The following is a 16,533-nucleotide window of genomic DNA, read 5'->3' on the forward strand; positions in this document are numbered from 1 at the left end:
GCCGCCGAGCCCAGCTCAGTCTTCTCGCGAGACGGCCCGTTCTCCGTCCCACCAGCTCGACCGGGAGTGGTCGCTGGCGAGGCGCGCGTCACCGCTGCTCAGGGTCGTGGCGATCCAGGCGATCGTCGCCACGACCTCGGCCCGGACGACCTCGGCGGGGACGGCCTTCCTGGCTTCCGGGCTCAACGCTCTGACCAGGAGCCAGGGGCGTGATCTACGAGTGTCGACCGACGGCATGCGCAGGGGCGAGACGGCGTTCCCGGGGATTCGCGCGGAGACCAACCAGACGCGGGACAGGTCGGCCGGGAGAAGGGGCATCCCGAAGTGCAGTTCGTCGACCACCACCTCCTGCTCGCGCAGCAGCTCCTCGACGGTCGACCGGGTCAGGGGCCAGCCCCAGCCGCGCGGCAGCCTGTCCTTCTCGTAGCGGGCCCAGGGCAGGTCGTCGTCCACCGTCGAAGGCTAGCGCGCGTGCCCACGCCGGGAACGTGCAGCCGCGGCACCGTTCGGCGGTAGTGTCTGCTCGTCCACGACCGCACGAGGAGGTGCCCGGTGGCTCGACCTGCCTGGGTCACGAGCGTGCGCCGCCGTCCCGCGGGCGCCGCCTCCCTCGTCGTGCTCTCGGCCCTCGCCGTGCTGATCTCGGTGCTGGCGCCGATGCTGCTCCGGGCCGTCCAGCAGCACGGCCTCGCCGAGGCGACCGCCCTCTCGCGGGTCGACGATCTCAGCCTCGTCGTCGTGTCCGACCTCTACGGCGACTCGACCCTCGTGGGCATGTCGAACGGCCGCGACGTCGTCGAGTCGGTCGACCTGGGCCCTGTGTGGCGCGCCCCCGTGGTGGCCGCGGAGTCGGCCGCCGACGTGCTCTGGACGTCGGCGAGCGACGCGGACGTGACGGGCGGCGCCCGCGTGTCGAGCCTCCTCCGCGACGACTGCGGCGACACCGTGCTCGACGAGGGCACCTGCCCCGTCGGCAGCGACCAGGTGATGGTGTCGTCCGCCGTCGAGGGCGTGGCCGTCGGCGACGTCCTCACGGTCGTCACGGACGGCGACCAGGTCGAGCTGACCGTCAGCGGGCGCTACGACCCGACGCGGGACGACGGCCGGTTCTTCGCCGCCCCCTCCCGCGCCGTGCGGGTCGACGTCCCTGGCGCCGACGACCTCGTGGTGACGTCGGACGGCTTCGACGCCTTGCTGCTGAACGCCAAGGTCTACGCCGCGCTCATCCCGTCGCGGCCGCTCGCCCTCGACGACGTCGCTCGGGTCCGTGCCGACGCCGCCGCCCTCGAGCAGGCGACCCTCGGCACGGACGGCGCCGCCGCCCGTGCCAGCCTGCGCACCGGCCTCACCGGCGTGCTCGGCCAGGTCGACCGGCAGGCCGACGCGGCCGCCGTCATCGCCGCGGCCACGGCGCTGCAGGCCCTCGCGCTCGCCTGGTTCGCGGTCGCACTCGTCGTGCAGCGCCTGGCGCGCGTCCGCTCGGCCGAGTGGGGCCTCGCACGACTGCGGGGCCTGACGCGCAGCCGCTGGCTCGCCACGGTCTTCACCGAGCCGGCCCTGGCCGTCGTGCTCGGCGCGGTGCTCGGGGCGCTGGCCGGCTGGGGCTCCGCCGCCGTCGCGGCCCGGGCCTGGCTGGGCGACGCCGGGCGCGTGGAGCCGACCAGCCCGCTCGTGGTGGGCGCCGCCTCCTTGGCGCTCATGGGGTCGCTCGTCGCCCTCGGCGTCGCGAGCCTGCGCTCGGCGCGGGTGCCCCTCGACCAGCTGCTCGGCGGGTCGGCCGACCCGAGACGGCTCGGGCGGCTCGGCGTCGTCGTGCAGGCCGGCCTCGCGCTCGTCACCGTCACCGTGCTCGTCGCGCTCGTCACGCAGGGCGAGGCCACCGGCCCGGGCGTCGCGCTGCTCGCGCCCAGCCTCGTCGCCGTGCTCGTCGGCGTGGGCGCCCTCCGGCTCGTCGCCCTGCTCGCCCGCCGCTCGGCCCGACGACCGCCCCGCTCGCTCGGCGCGCTGCTCGTCACGCGACGGCTCGGCCGGACGCCGTCGGTGCTCACCGCGGCCGTGCTCGTCTGCCTCGGCGTGGCCGTGACGGGGTGGGCGAGCCAGGTCGCCGTGACGGCCGACCGGCTGCAGGTCGACCGGGCCCGCGCCTCCGTCGGGGCCTCGACCGTGCTGAGGGTGGGCGTCCGCGACGACGTGGACCTCGTCGACGCGGTCCGCGCCGCGGACCCGGACGGGGACCGGGCGATGGCCGTCGACGTGCTCCGCCGAGGCCAGGGCGTCGGCCGCATCGTCGCCGTCGACACGGAGCGCCTCGGCGCGGTGTCCGCCTGGTCGGCCGGCTGGAGCTCCGCCGGCACCCCGGACCGCCTGGCCGAGCTGCTCGCCCCGCCGGTCGGCGACTCGTTCGTGCTGACCGGCTCGAGCCTCTCGCTCGACGTCGCCGACGTGACGCCGATCGCGCCGCAGGGGCTCACCGTCGAGGGGTTCCCGACCGACCTCGCCGACGTGTCGCTCCGCGTGGTGGTGCAGGCGGCCGACGGCTGGCACACGGTCGACCTCGGCGATCCCCGCGACGGTACCCTGACGAGCGTGCCCGGCCGGTTCCCGTGCGAGCGCGGCTGCCGGGTCGTCTGGCTCGGCGTCACCAGCTCGCGCGCGACCACCCCGACCTTCGGCGTCGCCCTCACCGTGACCGGCATCTCGACCGACCAGGAGGCGGCGGCCGACACCGCCGGCTGGCTCGCCCCCGACCGGTGGCGCGACCGCGTCGGAGAGGCCGTCGACCCCACCCGCCCGGCGACGACCGCGATCGCCGACGCGCTCGACCGCGGCGGCGCGGTGCCCGGGCTGGCGTTGTCGTTCCTCGACCAGCAGGGCGGCAACACGGCGTCGATCGCGCCGCTCGACGCGCCCGAGCCGCTGCCGGTCGTCGTCGCCGACGGCACCGCGACGACCCCGTTCGCCGGGGTGGAGGGCGGCCTCGTCGGCGTCGCCCCCGACCTGACGTCGCGCGTGCTGGCCCAGGTCGGCCACGCCCGGATCCTGCCGCGCATCGGCGGCGAGGGGATCCTCGTCGACCTCCCGCTGCTCGACCGGGTCAGCGATCCCGGCGCGTCCGAGGCCGAGCACGAGGTGTGGCTCGCGCCGATGACGACCGCCGAGGAGGCGCGGGTCGTCTCGGCCCTGTCCGACCAGGGCGTCGAGGTCGTCGGCACCCGGACCCTGCAGGAGGTGACGGCCGGGTACCGGCACGCGTCGCCGACCCGCGCCTCCTCGTTGGCCCTCGTGGTGGGAGCCGCCGCCCTGCTGCTGACGCTCGCCGCGACCGTGGCCGCGCGCGTCGTGTCGGCGCCGTCGCGCCGGGGCGACCGGGCGGCGCTCGAGTCGGCCGGGGTGCCCCGACGACGGCTGCGGCAGGCGGCGGCCCTCGAGGTGTTCCTGCCTCCCGCGGTCGGCACGGTGCTCGGCGGGGCGGCCGGGCTGGTCGCCTACCTGCTGACCGTGTCGCGGCTGCCGCTCGTCGTGGGCTCGGGGCGGACGCCGCCGCCCGACCTCGTGCCGTCGTGGGGGCCACTCGCGCTGCTGGTCGTCGGCACGCTCGCGCTGCTCGCGGGCGTGGCCGGGGTCGCGGGGCGCGTCGAGCTCGGCGGGAGCGGACCGGTCGGGCCCGAGCGCAGCGGGCCCGAGCTCGGCGGGTCCGAGCGCAGCAGGCCCGAGCGCAGCGGGCTCGAGCGCATCCGCCCCGAGCTCGGCGGGCCCGAGCGCAGCGGGCCCGAGCTCGGCCCCGAGGAGGAGCCTCGGTGAACGACGACCTCGCCCTGCTCTGCCGCGGGCTCGTGCACGTGTACCGCGAGGCCGGCACCGACGTCGCCGCCCTGCGCGGCGTCGACCTCGTCGTGCCCGCCGGGCAGCGCGTCGCCGTGCTCGGCCCGTCGGGCTCGGGCAAGTCGACGCTGCTCTCGATCGTCGCCGGGGTGACGCGGCCCTCGGCCGGCCGGGCCGAGGTGTTCGGCACCGACCTCGCGACCGCGCGACCCGGCACGGTCAGCCGCCTGCGCCGCGGCACGCTGGGGCTGATGATGCAGGGAGCGCCGGCCAACCTCCTCCTGCACGACGACGCCGTCGGCAACGTCGCCTGGGCCGTGGGCAGCCGCGAGCGGGACGACCTCCGCGTCGGCCGACGCGTGCTGCGCGCCGCCGGGCTCGTGGGCGACCGGCGACCGGTCGGCCTGCTGACGCCGACCGAGCAGCAGGTCGTCGCGCTGGCCGTGGCGCTGGCGCCGCGCCCGCGCCTCCTGCTCGCCGACGAGCCCACGAGCCGGCTCGGCCCGGAGGCGCGCGACGCCCTGCTCGACCTGCTCGTCGAGACGACGTCGGAGGCGGGCACGGCCGTGCTCGTCGTCACCCACGACGACGCGGTCGCCGCGCGGATGCAGCGCATGGTCCACCTCCGCGACGGCCGGGTCGGCGAGGAGGCCACCGCGGAGGGGCGCTGGTCGGTCGTCGGCACCGACGGCTCGCTGCAGCTGCCGCAGGCCCTTCGGGCCGACTGGTCGGACGGGGCGCTCGTCTCGGTCGAGGAGGTGGCGCCCGGCGAGCTGCGCGTGCGCCGGGTCGACGAGACGGACGGCAGGTCGGGCGGCCGGACGACGGGAGGCGCGAGGCATGAGTGAGCGCGATGCGGGCGCGGGTGCAAGTGCGGGCGCGGGTGCGGGTGCGGGGCCATCGGAGCAAGCGGGGCAGCCGGAGCAAGTGGGGCAGCCGGTCCGGCCGGGGCTCACTGCTGAGGAGGCGCGGGTCGGCTCCCCCGCGCTGCGTCTCGTCGGGCTCGTGGTGCGTCGTCCCGACGGCTCCCCCTCGGCCCCGATCGACCTCGTCCTCCCGCGAGGCGAGGCCGCCGTGCTGCTCGGCGACCCCGACGGAGTGCCCTCCGCGGTGCTGCGCGTGGTCGCCGGGCTCGAGCGGCCGCTCGCCGGGCAGGTGCTCCTCGGGAGCCGGGGCGGCGCGGGTGCCGGCGACGGCAGCGGCGACGGCAGCGGTAGTGGCCGTGGCAGTGGCAGCCACGGAAGCCGCGCGAGCCGGCCCGACGTCGGCCTCGTGACGCGTCAGCACGAGCTGCTCGGCTCCCTCACCGCGGCGGAGAACGTCGCCCTGCCGCTCCTCGCCCGCACGCCCGGGGCGCTCGACTCGTGGACCGACGTCGAGCAGCTGCTCGACGGCCTCGGCGTCCCCGAGGCGAGCTGGCACAACCTGCTGGAGCAGCTCTCGGGCGGGCAGCAGCAGCGGGTCGCCGTCGCGCGCGCCCTGGCGGGACGGCCCGCGGTGCTCTGCCTCGACGACCCCACGAGCGAGCTCGACCCGGGCAGCGCGGCGGTCGTGTGGGACGCCGTCGACGCCGCCCGCCGCGACGGCGCCGCCGTGCTCAGCGCGGGCTCGCCCGACGACGTCGCGCGCGCGGGAGTCGCCCTGCTCAGCGTGCGCTGACCTGCCCGCCCGGCCGGCACCTCCTGCGCTCGCCCGCCGCGCACCCGCGCCCGTCACCCTCACACCCCCGACGGTGCAGCACACCCCTGAATTCGAGGGTGTGCTGCACCGTCGGGGGTGTGAGCGGCGGGCGGGCCCCTAGGCCTCCCAGAGGGGCTGTGCCCGGCGGGCGGCGGCGTCGAGCTCGAGGTGCTCGAAGCGGTGCCGCGTCTCGGGGATGCCGAACTCGGGCCAGGCGAGCACGAGCTCGAGGGGCCCGTCGGCGGGCAGGGGCCACAGCCACAGGGTGCCGGTGGTCGTCATGAGACGGTCGTCGCCCTGGCCGCCCTGGGGCGCGAACGTCAGCACGGGGCCGATCGGCACCTCCTCGGGGTCGCCGTGGCCGCCGAAGCCGTGGCCCATGTCGGCGATCGCCGTGCTGCCGTCGGCGAGCTGGACGCCGAAGCGGAGGCCCGCCGTCTCGTCCGCGAGGCCGGGCCGGAAGCGCCCGCCCTCGAAGCGGTCGACCAGGGCGGCCCACGCGCGCCGGCCCTGGCCGGGGTTCCTCAGGGTCCACTGCAGCTCGATGCCGACGCCGGAAGGGTGCGCCGTGACGCCCGTCACGGCGACCGCGACCTCGTCCGTGCGCGCGAGCAGCGCGGCCTCGGCCAGGCGTCCGGGCAACCAGCCCTCGGGAGGCCGTGTCCAGGCGGGCGGGACCCACGCCTCCGCCAGCTCGTCGTCGTCGACCGGGGGCACGTCGGGGAAGAAGGACATGGCCCACCTCACCACGTCGCCGAGCGCTGCGCCAGCACCTCCTCGCCGCCTGCCCCGCCGGGTCCGTCGCACGAGGACGGCGTCGTGGGACGGGACAGGGGCGGGCCCGTGCCCACGCCGTCCCACGACGCCTGCACCACGACAGAGGCGACGAGGAGGCGCGTGGTACCCAGGTGCCACGCCCGCCTCGGGCGTGCACCAGGGTCCGACGCGGGCGGGGCAGGGGTCTTCTTAGCGTCGGGACATGGCCTCCACCGTGTCCCGCACCTCACCGTCCGCCGCCCGTCCTGCCGGCGGCGCGACCGCCTCCGCCACCGGGCGCACCGGGGCCTCGCGCGCCGCCGCCGGGGCCGCCTCCCGCACCGCCGCGGCGGTCGTCGGCAGCGCCCTCACCGCCGTCGCGCTCGTGCTGATCTGGGTCGCCCGCAGCCGGGTCGACCGGCCCGTCTACGTCAGCGAGCTCGGGGCCGACGGCGAGCCCACGGCCGCGCTGTTCGAGGCGGCGCTGCTGCTGGTGGTCGCGGGCGGGCTGCTCGTCGCGTGGGCCGGGCGCGGCCTGCGCGCTGCACGGGACGGACGGGGCACGCAGGCCGGGCGGGGCACACGGGCTGCGAGGCGCCTCCTCGGGGCCTGGTCGGTGTCGACGTCGATCGCCGCCGCGTCGGGGCTGTTCCTGGTGGCGTCGCAGGTGCCCTGCACGGCGGGCTGCCCGCTGCCCGTCGGCGCGACGTTCACGGTGCAGGACCTCGTCCACACCACGTCGGCCGTGCTCGCCTTCGCGGCGGCCTGCGTCGCGATGCTGCAGGCCTCGTTCGTCGCCGGTCGCGGCCGGCTGCGGGTGCTCTCGATGACGAGCGGCGTCTCGGTGGCGCTGATCGCGGCGACGGGCGGCCTGCTCTCGCTGCTGCGCGTCGGGACCGACGTCGGCGGCGTCCTCGAGCTCGTGGCCACGACGATCGCGATCGGCTGGCTGATCGTGCTGGGCGTCTCGACGCTGGGCTCCGGCCACGGGGACGCCGACCGCGTCCGCGCCTCCGTCCGGGCCGCTGCGTAGAGTCGGACCATGCCCGACAGCCTCCGCCCGCCGGGCGCCGTGCGCGGCCGGGCCGTGTCGCGTCCCGCCGTGGCGGACGCCCTCGTCGCCCTCGGCTACCTGCTCGTCAGCGGGACGAGTCTCGCGCTCGTCTGGCTCGCCACCGGCGACGGCCGCCCGCTCGGCGTCGATGTCGTGCTCGGGGCAGGCCTCGTGCTCTCGACCGCCGCGCTGCTCGTGCGACGCCGACGCCCCTGGCTGACCTTCGCGGTCGTGACCGTCACCACGGCCGTCGCGGCCCTCGTCGACGGCGGCCTCGACCCGCTCGGCACCTGCCTCGCGCTCTACGCCCTCGCCGTGCACCGCTCGGTCCGGGCCGCCTGGATCGGCCTCGGCGTCTCCGTCGTCGTCGGGGCGGCGGTGTCGGCCCTGTCGACGGCCGTCCTCGGGGACGCGACGGGCGCCTCCGTCGTCACGGTGCTGCTCGCCCTCGTCGCGGTGCTGATCGGGGTCGACGTCGGCTCCCGGCGCCGCCGGCTGGAGACGCTGGTCGAGCGGGCCGAGCGACTCGAGCGCGAGCGCGACCAGCAGGCGCGGCTCGCGACGGCGGCCGAGCGGGCGCGCATCACCCGCGAGGTCCACGACATCGTCTCGCACGGGATCTCCGTGATGGTCACGCTCGCGGAGGGCGCCGACGCCCTCGCCCGCAAGGACCCGGCGAGGTCGCAGGAGGCGGTGGTCGAGATCGTGCAGGTCGGCCGGCGGTCGCTCGGCGACATGCGTCGACTGCTCGGGGCGCTGGGCGACGACGACGACGACGCGTCGACGGCGACAGCCCCCGGCGCCGGCGTCGATGGCGGCGTCGGCACGTCGGCGGCAGCCCCCGGCGCCGCGCTCTCGGCGCAGCCCCAGCCCGGGATCGACCAGCTGCCCGAGCTCGTGGCCTCGTTCCGGGCCGCGGGGCTACCGGTGGTGGTCGAGTCCCGGGGCTCGCCTGCCGCCTCCGAGGCGCTGCAGACCGCCGTGCACCGGATCGTCCAGGAGTCGCTGACCAACGCCCTGCGGCACGCAGGGTCGCCGAGCCGGGTGCTCGTCGAGCTCGACTGGGGCGATCAGGTGTCGGTGACCGTGACCGACGACGGGGTCGCCCGCGAGGAGGCCGCGGCAGCCGGCGGGGACGGCGGTCCGGTCGGCGGGGACGGCGGTGCTCCGCGGCTCGCAGGCGCAGGTCGCGGCCTGATCGGCATGCGCGAGCGCGCGAGGATGTACGGCGGCGCCGTCGAGGCAGGCCCGCTGCCGGACGGCGCCGGCTGGCGCGTCGCCGTCGTGCTGACCGACACGGAGGAGGCACGGTGACCGACACCAGGATCCTGCTCGTCGACGACCAGGAACTGGTCCGACGCGGCATGGCGATGATCGTGGACTCGACCGACGACCTCGTCGTCGTCGGCGAGGCGGCGACCGGCGAGGAGGCGGTCGTCCTGACCGCGGACCTGTCGCCCGACGTCGTCGTCATGGACGTCCGCATGCCCGGCATCGGCGGCATCGAGGCCACCCGGCGGATCGTGCGCGAGACGCCGGCGAGCCGCGTGCTCATCCTCACCACCTTCGACCTCGACGAGCACGCGTTCGCGGGGCTGCGGGCAGGGGCGAGCGGGTTCCTCGTGAAGACCGCGCCCCGCGCCGAGCTGCTCGCCGGCATCCGCGCGGTCGCCGCGGGCGACGCCGTCGTCTCGCCGCGGGTCACGCGCGCGGTGCTCGACGTGGCGCTGCCGCGTCTGCCGCGCGGCGGCGCGGGCGGGGCAGGAGGAGGCGGTGGCGTCGGTCCGGGGGCAGGTGCGGGTGCGGGCGCCGGCCGCGGTGCGGACGACGCAGCCGCGGGCACCCCGAGCCCGTTCGCGGCGCTCACCGAGCGCGAGCACGACGTGTTCCTCGCGGTCGCGCAGGGCCTCAACAACGCCGAGATCGCCGCGCGGCTCGTCGTCAGCGAGTCCACGGTCAAGACGCACGTGGGCCGGGTGCTCGCCAAGCTCGACCTGCGCGACCGCGTGCAGGTCGTGATCCTCGCCTACGAGCACGGGCTCGTCTGACGCCGCGGCGGCCGCACCGGCCGCCGCACCCGCGGAACCCGCGCACACCCTCGAGCGCGCCGACGGGTGCGCGCGGGTCCGCAGGGTCTGCGCGCAGCGTCAGCTCACGACTTCGAGCCCCTGCCCCCGCACCCCTGAACGAGCACCACACCCTCGAATTCGGGGGTGCGGTGCTCGTTCAGGGGTGTGGCGCGGGTCTCACGGCGCGCGTTCACCAGGAGGCAGGCAGCGGCGCACCGGGAACAGGCGGGTGCTCGACGAGCGCGATCGCGTCGTCGAGGCCGATGTGCCCGGGGAAGTTGTACCGCCCGAAGCGGCCCGTCGGATCGGGCGCCGAGGTCGGCATCGCGACGGACGTGCGGCGGAGCGCCTCCGCGAGCACCCGGGTGGAGGTGCCGTCGAGGCGGGGGCCCCGCCGGTCGCGCAGGATGATCTCGACCCGCGCCTCCTTCGCGGTCAGGCGGAGCACGAGCACGTCTGCCTTCAGGGCAGGATCGACGGGGACGGTCGCCCGGTCGAGGTCGGTCAGCGCGACGGTGCGACGGCGGCCGGCCCTCAGCTGGTCGGTGTCGAGGTTGACCCAGGGCTGCGGGTAGATCGCGTTCCGCGCCGCCGTGCCGAGCCACAGCAGGGCGGCGATCACCACGGCGCCGAGCAGCAGGTCGCTCGGCCACGGGACGAGGTCGTCGAAGAACCGCCCCGCCTGCGCGCCGAAGTAGACGATCGTCGTGACGACGAAGACGGCGCTGTAGCCGGCCCACGACGACCACCAGCCGCGCTCGCCGATCCGCACCCAGCCGGAGGGGAGGGGCACGTCGGGGCCGTCAGGCGCGTCACCCTCGTCGGCCGTCGTCATGTACCGAGACTATTGCGGCACGCAGCACCTGTCGCAGCGGCCTGCGACTCAGGTCGCAGGCGAGGTCCCGACCTCTGCCCCCTGTGGCACGTCGCCCGAGCGGCGAGCGTGGAGGCATGACATCGACACCCCTCCCCACCCCGCCGCGGACGGGCCTCCGCGCCCGCCGCCTCCTGCCCCGACTCGCCGCCGCCGCGGCCGTCGTCGCCCTCGCCGTCCCCCTCGCCGCCTGCTCGGCCGGCGCGTCCGACTCGGCCAGCGGTGCCGACTCGGCCACCGCGGCCGGCGCGACCTCCCCCGCCACCGAGCCCGCGCCTCCTGCGGTCCCTCAGCACCAGCCCGGCGGAGGCGAGCTCACGAAGGGCGACGTCGACGCCTGGCTCGACGGCGCGCTCGGCTCGGCGCTGCAGACGACCGGCATCCCCGGCGCGACGGTCTCCGTCGTCTCGGACGGCCAGGTGCTCACCGCCCGCGGCTACGGCCTCGCCGACACCGGGACGGACGGCGACCCGGCCCGCCCGGTCGACCCCGACGACACCCTGTTCCGCATCGGCTCCGTCTCGAAGGTCGTCTCGGCGACCGCGATCATGCAGCTCGTCGAGCAGGGGAAGCTCGACCTCGACGCCGACGTGCAGCAGTACCTCGACTTCGACCTCGACACCCCGAAGGGCGCGATCACGCTGCGCCACCTGCTGACCCACACCGCGGGCTTCGAGGAGGTCATCGGCGGCCTGATCGGCACCCCCGGCAGCGAGAAGACGCTGCGCGAGGCGGTGACGGCCGCTCCCCCGGCGCAGGTCTACGAGCCCGGCACGACCCCCGCGTACTCGAACTACGGCGCCACGCTGGCCGGCTACGTCGCCGAGCGGGTGAGCGGGGAGCCGTTCGCCGAGCTGGTGAAGGAGCAGGTCCTCGACCGTGCAGGGATGACCTCGTCGTCGTTCGCACAGCCCCTGCCCGCCGACCTCGACGCCCGGCTCGCGAAGGGCTACCCGAACGACTCGGCGCCGTCCGTGCCGACCGAGGTCGTGAACGCCGCGCCCGCCGGCGCGATGTCGGCCACCGCCTCCGACATGGCGCGCTTCATGCTCGCGCACCTGGGCGACCTGCCCGCCGAGCAGTCCCTGCTCGAGCCCGCGACCCTCGACGAGATGCACCGCCCCGCGCTCGGGGCCGACCAGCTCGGCACCCTCGCCGTCGGCCAGCGCATGGACCTCGGCTTCTTCGACGACAGCACCCCCGGCGTCCCGGCCTTCGGCCACGACGGCGACACGCAGGTGTTCCACAGCGCGATGCGGATGTTCCCCGAGTCCGACGCGGGCATCTTCGTGTCGTTCAACGCCTCGGGACGCACCCCGACCGCGACGCTCGACCTGCGCACGACGCTGCTGCAGGGCTTCGCCGACCGGTACCTGCGCGACGCCTCCTCCTCTTCCTCCTCCTCTGACGACGCGTCGGCGGCAGGGTCGTCGCTGACGACCGACGAGACCGCAGGAGGCGCGGGCCAGCTCGACAGCGCCGCCGCGGCCGCCGCGATGGCCGGCACGTTCACCTCCTCCCGCTCGCCGGTCACGAACCCGGGCGCCCTGCTCGCCCTGAGCGGCCAGACGACGATCGTCCCCCGCTCGGACGGCACGATCGCGGTCACCCCGAAGCCGCTCGCCACCACGACCGGCGTGTACGAGCTGGTCGACGAGCACCTGTGGCGCGAGGTGGGAGGCGACTCCCTGCTCGCGACCCGGACCGACGGCGACTCGGACGACGCCGACGCGACCGTCCAGGCGATCTCGTGGGGCGCCTCCTTCACGATGCTGCGGGCGCAGCCCTGGCAGGTCGCGTCGACGGCGCTGCCGTCGGTGATCGCCGCCGTCGCGGTGCTGCTCGTCTCGGTGGTCGCGTGGCCGACCGCCGCGCTCGTCGGGCTCGGCCGCCGCACCGGACGCCGCGACCTCGTCGCCGCACGCCGTCCCGAGACCGGACGCCGCCGCCGCGCGCTGCTGCTGTCGCGCATCGGCCAGGTCGCGACGCTGCTCGCCCTCGTCGGCTGGGCGGTCGTGGCCGGGCAGGCCATGTCGTTCGTCGACGTCTCGGCCGGGTCGATCCGCGTCGTGCAGGCGCTGCAGCTGGTGGGCGTCGTCGCGATCGTGCCCGCCGCCGTCGCCGCCGTGCAGGCCGTGCGCGAACGACGGGGCTGGGCCTCGGTGACCGGACGGGTGCTCGTCGTCGTGGCGCTCGTCGTGCTGGCCGTGTTCGCGGTCACGTGGCGTCTCCTCTCCCCGAGCGTGAGCTTCTGATGCGGCGCCCACAGGGAGGTGCGCCTCGCGACCACGAGGGCGACGGCACCTGGCATGCTCGGGACGTGACCACCTCCTCCTCCCGCTCTGCTCTCGCAGGCGTCGCCGCCGTCTCCGGCCGTGCCGACGCCGCAGGTGAGGCAGCGCACGAGGGGACGGGGCCCGGCTTCGCGGCGACGCGGCGCCTCCTGGCTCGGGTCGGGGTGCGCACGGCGGCCGGACGAGACGTCGTCCTCGCCGCGGTGTGGACGCTGGTGACCGTCGCGCTGCTAGCCTCGCTCCTGGGCGCGGGCGAGTTCCTCGGTGCGTCGCGCAGCATCCCGGCGGCGCAGATCATCGTCGTCCTCGTGCTCGCCGTCGTCCAGTGCCTGCCGCTCGCGCTCCGGCGCCGCTGGCCGGTGGCGACCCTGCTGACGATCAGCGTGGTGCAGGCGTGCCTGCTGGCCGTGCTGCCCACCGGCCTGGCGATCTGGACGGCCGCGCCCGTCGTCGCCGCCTACACGGTCGGCACCCTGCTGCCGACCCGTCGCGCCGTCTCCGTCGTGCTCGTCGCGGTCGGCGTCGAGACGGTCGGCGCCGTCGTCGGCGCGACGGCGGTCGTCAAGCAGGCGCTCGGCGCGGGCGCCGGCATCGCGGGTCTCGGGGGCGTCGGCGCGTCCGGATCGTCGGTGCTCGTCGAGGCGCTCGCCCTCGTGGCGACGGCGGTCCTCGTGAACGGGATCAGCGCCTCAGTCGGCTCGTGGGTCGCGCTGCGGCGTCGGCACGAGAGCGACAGCCGGGCTCGGGCCGCCGAGTCCGTCGAGCACCACGAGACGTTGACCCGGTCGGCCGTCGCCGCGGAGCGCACCCGCATGGCCCGCGAGCTGCACGACATCGCGGCGCACCACCTCACCGGCCTCGTCGTGCAGGCGGGCGCCGCCGAGCGCCTCGTCGACGTCGACCCCGAGCGCGCCAAGGAGTCGCTCCGCAGCGTCCGGTCGCAGGGGCGCGAGACGCTCGACTCGCTGCGGTCGATCGTGGGGATCCTGCGCGAGACCGGCGACGACGCCACCGGCACCGCTCCGGTGCCCGGGCTGCGCGACGTCGGCGGGCTCGTCGCCGCGGCCCGTGCGGCGGGCACCGTCGTCGACGAGCGAGTCGAGGGCGAGCTGCCCACGCTCGCCCCGCTCGCCGACGTCACGGCCTACCGCACCGTGCAGGAGGCGCTGGCCAACGCCCGAAGGCACGCCCCCGGTGCCGGCGTCCAGCTCACCACGACGGTGCGGCAGGGGCGGCTCGTCGTCGTCGTCGAGAACGCGGTGCCCCGGGGGCCCGCGAGCTCTGCTCCGGCAGGGTACGGGCTGGTGGGGATGCGCGAGCGCGCGGCCCTCGTGGGCGGGCTGCTCGAGGCGGGCGTCGTCGCGAAGGAGCCGACGCAGACGGGGTCGACGCAGACGGGGTCGACGCAGACGGGGCCGCCCGAGACGGGGTCGGCCGAGATGCGAGCGGTCGGCGGTCGAGGAGACGGTGACTCGGACGCCAGGACCGCTGCCGTAGGCAGGGGCGACACGGTCGGCGGGGCCGACGCGGCCGGCGCCCGCATCTGGCGCGTGCGGCTCGAGCTGCCCGTCGAGAGGGAGCCCGGCGCCGCCGACGGGCGAGACGGGACCGACACCGCCGACGACGCCGAGTCCGCCGACGGGACCGTCGCGTGATCCGGGTCGTGCTCGTCGACGACCAGTCGATCGTGCGGGCCGGGTTCCGCATCGTGCTCGAGACCGCGGGAGGGATCGAGGTCGTCGGCGAGGCCTCCGGCGGCCGCGAGGGCGTCGAGGTCGTGCGGCGCGCCCGGCCCGACGTCGTCGTGATGGACGTCCGGATGCCCGGCGGCGACGGCATCGAGGCGACGCGGTCGATCACGGGCGCGGCCCCGGGCGGCGACGCGCAGGCGTCCTCGGTCGCGGTGCCCGGCGATCCGCGGGCGGAGCCGGGCATGCCCGGCGACGCGCGCCGCGGCCCCGCCGTGCTCGTGGCGACGACCTTCGACCTCGACGAGTACGTCTTCGGCGCCCTCGAGGCGGGGGCGAGCGGGTTCGTCCTCAAGGACGCCGAGCCCGACGAGTTCGTCGCCGCCGTCCGTGCACTGGCGTCGGGGCGCGCCGCGATCGACGGCGCGACCACGCGCCGGGTCATCGCGGAGTTCACGCGACGGCGGGCCGCCTCCTCGTCCGGGGCCTCGGTCGACGTGCTGACGCCGCGCGAGCAGGAGATCGTCCGGCTGCTGGGCGAGGGCCTGTCGAACGACGAGATCGGTGCGCGCCTCGTGATCGAGACGAGCACGGTCAAGTCGCACCTGACCCGGGTCATGACGAAGCTCGACACGCGCGACCGGCTGCAGACCGTCGTCTGGGCCTGGCGCTCCGGGCTGCTGCGCTGACACCGGCGCTGCGCGCCGGCTGGCCGCTCGTCTGCGACCGCCGGGCAGGACGGGCGGGTTCGACGGGGGCGGGACGTCACGACCGCCCGCCCCCGTCGAGCTCGCCCGTTCTCGGCCCCGCGTCGCGAGCGGGCCACGACCAGCCTCGAGGCCGATGATGGCCCCATGAACGACGCCATCGTCACCCCCCTCGGCTTCTCGCACGTGCGCCTCACGGTCACGGACATCCGGCGCAGCAAGGCCTTCTACGAGCAGCTCTTCGGCATGCCGCCGGGCAGCGACTTCAGCGACCAGATCGACGACCCGACGATCCACGACGACCCGCAGCGCACCTACGGCGGCTGCTCGTTCACCTTCGGCGGCCAGACGCTCGGGCTGCGCCCCGTCGCCCCGGCCGGCGACCGCTTCGACCCCGACCGGGTCGGGCTCGACCACCTGAGCCTCCGGGTCGGCTCGGTCGACGAGCTGCACGCCGCGGCCGAGCGGCTCGAGGCAGCCGGGATCGAGCACGGCGAGGTCACGGACCTGCCTGCGTTCGGCCTCGTGGTCCTCTCGCTGCAGGACCCCGACGACGTGAACCTCGAGCTCGCCGCGGCCCGCCCTGGCGGTCGCGTCTGACCCCCGGCGGTCGCGCCTGACCCCCGGCCGCACGACCCGCGCCCGAACACGTCGAGTTGCCCCGAAGTGCGGCTCGAGGCCCGCGAGGGCAGCACTTCGGGGCAACTCGACCGATCCCGCAGCGCGCGAACGCGAGCACGAGCGCGAGACCGGGAGTCAGCCCCAGATGCGGGTGACGATCGCGCCGAGCAGGTCGTTCGTGGGGTAGTTCGACTGACGCACCGTGACGACGACGTCGTCGCGGACGAGCACGGTCTGCGTGAAGTCGGTCCCGTACTGCTCCTCGACGCGGGTGTACTGGCAGACGGTGCCGCCGAGCCGGTCCGTGCAGTCGGACACGGCGCCCGCGACTCGGCGATCCTCGTCGACGGTCGGGTCGGCCAGCCACGCCGGGTAGGAGGCGGCAGTCGCCTCGTCGACGGTGGCGACGTCGACGAACAGGCCCGTGATGTCGGCGCGGATGTCGCGCCAGCCACAGCGCAGCTGGGTCGCCGAGTCGACGACGGTGTACGGGTCGGCGCCCGCGGGAGGCGCGATCGGGTCGATCTGCCCCATCGGGGTCTCGACGAAGAACTCGGGGTCGTTGAGCGGCGTGTCCGCCATCGTCGAGGCGTAGGTCGCCGGGTCGACGATGTCGGTGCAGTCGGTGGGGATCGAGGCGACGGCGGGTTCCGGCGAGGGTGCCGGAGCGGTCGTGGACGGCGAGGCGCTCGGGGACGCGGCCGTGTCGGTGGCCGTCGGCCGGGGCGTCTCCGAGGAGGCGCCTCCTGCGCTGCCTGCCCCGCTCGCGCACCCGGCGAGCGAGAGGGCGAGGGCAGCGACGGCACCCAGCGTCGTGACCGTGGTGATCGAGCGTGTGGTCCTCATGTGCGCGTCCCCCCGGACCGTCCTCGCCCCGGGGCCGGTGCTCCGAGGTCGTGCCGCCCACGCTAGGCGGCCGGGGGCGTCGGCGCGTCATCCTGCAGCGGGAGTTCGCATCGGTCGCGAGT

Annotated in this window: 14 protein-coding genes; 10 read left to right on the top strand and 4 right to left on the bottom strand. The window is 76.3% G+C overall.

Annotated features, from left to right (window positions below):
• Positions 1–15: 15 nt before the first annotated feature.
• Entirely contained in the window at positions 16–453 is a 438-nt protein-coding gene (locus ITJ48_RS08220; RefSeq protein WP_194613123.1) for a hypothetical protein, read from the bottom strand.
• 99 nt (positions 454–552) lie between these two features.
• On the opposite strand from ITJ48_RS08220, the gene ITJ48_RS08225 reads away from it, so the two are divergent.
• The 3 genes from ITJ48_RS08225 (at position 553) to ITJ48_RS08235 (ending at position 5,481) form a co-directional block, all read left to right on the top strand.
• Positions 553–3,801, top strand: a complete 3,249-nt coding sequence (locus ITJ48_RS08225; protein WP_194613124.1) for an ABC transporter permease — start codon at positions 553–555, stop codon at positions 3,799–3,801.
• Complete coding sequence (locus ITJ48_RS08230) at positions 3,798–4,670, top strand: ATP-binding cassette domain-containing protein (protein WP_194613125.1); 873 nt, start codon at positions 3,798–3,800, stop codon at positions 4,668–4,670. The genes ITJ48_RS08225 and ITJ48_RS08230 overlap by 4 nt, the downstream gene beginning before the upstream one ends.
• Before the next feature lie 79 nt (positions 4,671–4,749).
• Positions 4,750–5,481 carry an ATP-binding cassette domain-containing protein gene (locus ITJ48_RS08235; protein WP_194613126.1) on the top strand — a complete coding sequence of 244 codons (732 nt, stop codon included), beginning with the start codon at positions 4,750–4,752 and terminating at the stop codon, positions 5,479–5,481.
• 138 nt (positions 5,482–5,619) lie between these two features.
• Here ITJ48_RS08235 and ITJ48_RS08240 read toward each other — a convergent pair whose 3' ends face one another.
• Positions 5,620–6,237: a hypothetical protein gene (locus ITJ48_RS08240; protein WP_194613127.1), complete on the bottom strand. Its 618-nt coding sequence runs from the start codon at positions 6,235–6,237 to the stop codon at positions 5,620–5,622.
• A 244-nt stretch (positions 6,238–6,481) separates the two neighbouring features.
• On the opposite strand from ITJ48_RS08240, the gene ITJ48_RS08245 reads away from it, so the two are divergent.
• Genes ITJ48_RS08245 through ITJ48_RS08255 form a run of 3 tightly spaced genes read left to right on the top strand, consistent with a single transcriptional unit; the run spans position 6,482 to position 9,360 of the window.
• Positions 6,482–7,291: a DUF998 domain-containing protein gene (locus ITJ48_RS08245; RefSeq protein WP_194613128.1), complete on the top strand. Its 810-nt coding sequence runs from the start codon at positions 6,482–6,484 to the stop codon at positions 7,289–7,291.
• A gap of 9 nt (positions 7,292–7,300) precedes the next feature.
• Positions 7,301–8,626: a sensor histidine kinase gene (locus ITJ48_RS08250; RefSeq protein ID WP_194613129.1), complete on the top strand. Its 1,326-nt coding sequence runs from the start codon at positions 7,301–7,303 to the stop codon at positions 8,624–8,626.
• Entirely contained in the window at positions 8,623–9,360 is a 738-nt protein-coding gene (locus tag ITJ48_RS08255) for a response regulator transcription factor (RefSeq protein WP_194613130.1), read from the top strand. Before ITJ48_RS08250 ends, ITJ48_RS08255 begins: the two co-directional genes overlap by 4 nt.
• Positions 9,361–9,571: 211 nt before the next feature.
• Here ITJ48_RS08255 and ITJ48_RS08260 read toward each other — a convergent pair whose 3' ends face one another.
• Positions 9,572–10,216 carry a hypothetical protein gene (locus tag ITJ48_RS08260; protein WP_194613131.1) on the bottom strand — a complete coding sequence of 215 codons (645 nt, stop codon included), beginning with the start codon at positions 10,214–10,216 and terminating at the stop codon, positions 9,572–9,574.
• A 116-nt stretch (positions 10,217–10,332) separates the two neighbouring features.
• On the opposite strand from ITJ48_RS08260, the gene ITJ48_RS08265 reads away from it, so the two are divergent.
• The 4 genes from ITJ48_RS08265 to ITJ48_RS08280 all read left to right on the top strand — a co-directional run bounded on the left by ITJ48_RS08265 (position 10,333) and on the right by ITJ48_RS08280 (position 15,544).
• The gene (locus ITJ48_RS08265) at positions 10,333–12,510 is read left to right on the top strand and encodes a serine hydrolase (RefSeq protein ID WP_194613132.1); all 2,178 of its coding nucleotides are present in this window, start codon (positions 10,333–10,335) and stop codon (positions 12,508–12,510) included.
• A 65-nt stretch (positions 12,511–12,575) separates the two neighbouring features.
• Entirely contained in the window at positions 12,576–14,204 is a 1,629-nt protein-coding gene (locus ITJ48_RS16680) for a sensor histidine kinase (RefSeq protein WP_370544837.1), read from the top strand.
• The gene (locus tag ITJ48_RS08275) at positions 14,201–14,926 is read left to right on the top strand and encodes a response regulator transcription factor (RefSeq protein WP_194613134.1); all 726 of its coding nucleotides are present in this window, start codon (positions 14,201–14,203) and stop codon (positions 14,924–14,926) included. The genes ITJ48_RS16680 and ITJ48_RS08275 overlap by 4 nt, the downstream gene beginning before the upstream one ends.
• 165 nt (positions 14,927–15,091) lie before the next feature.
• On the top strand, positions 15,092–15,544 hold the full coding sequence (locus ITJ48_RS08280) for a VOC family protein (RefSeq protein ID WP_192170568.1): 453 nt from the start codon (positions 15,092–15,094) through the stop codon (positions 15,542–15,544).
• Between the two features lie 156 nt (positions 15,545–15,700).
• Here ITJ48_RS08280 and ITJ48_RS08285 read toward each other — a convergent pair whose 3' ends face one another.
• Positions 15,701–16,411 carry a hypothetical protein gene (locus ITJ48_RS08285; RefSeq protein ID WP_194613135.1) on the bottom strand — a complete coding sequence of 237 codons (711 nt, stop codon included), beginning with the start codon at positions 16,409–16,411 and terminating at the stop codon, positions 15,701–15,703.
• Positions 16,412–16,533: the final 122 nt, after the last annotated feature.

Source organism: Frigoribacterium sp. VKM Ac-2530, assembly GCF_015350835.1.
Classification (GTDB): Bacteria; Actinomycetota; Actinomycetes; order Actinomycetales; family Microbacteriaceae; genus Frigoribacterium.

What these genes read in the sequence shown, in the direction of transcription:
- ITJ48_RS08240 (WP_194613127.1), bottom strand. Translation starts at nt 6,237, where the DNA reads ATGTCCTTCTTCCCCGACGTGCCCCCGGTCGACGACGACGAGCTGGCG.
- ITJ48_RS08245 (WP_194613128.1), top strand. Translation starts at nt 6,482, where the DNA reads ATGGCCTCCACCGTGTCCCGCACCTCACCGTCCGCCGCCCGTCCTGCC.
- ITJ48_RS08250 (WP_194613129.1), top strand. Translation starts at nt 7,301, where the DNA reads ATGCCCGACAGCCTCCGCCCGCCGGGCGCCGTGCGCGGCCGGGCCGTG.
- ITJ48_RS08260 (WP_194613131.1), bottom strand. Translation starts at nt 10,216, where the DNA reads ATGACGACGGCCGACGAGGGTGACGCGCCTGACGGCCCCGACGTGCCC.
- ITJ48_RS08265 (WP_194613132.1), top strand. Translation starts at nt 10,333, where the DNA reads ATGACATCGACACCCCTCCCCACCCCGCCGCGGACGGGCCTCCGCGCC.
- ITJ48_RS08280 (WP_192170568.1), top strand. Translation starts at nt 15,092, where the DNA reads ATGAACGACGCCATCGTCACCCCCCTCGGCTTCTCGCACGTGCGCCTC.
- ITJ48_RS08285 (WP_194613135.1), bottom strand. Translation starts at nt 16,411, where the DNA reads ATGAGGACCACACGCTCGATCACCACGGTCACGACGCTGGGTGCCGTC.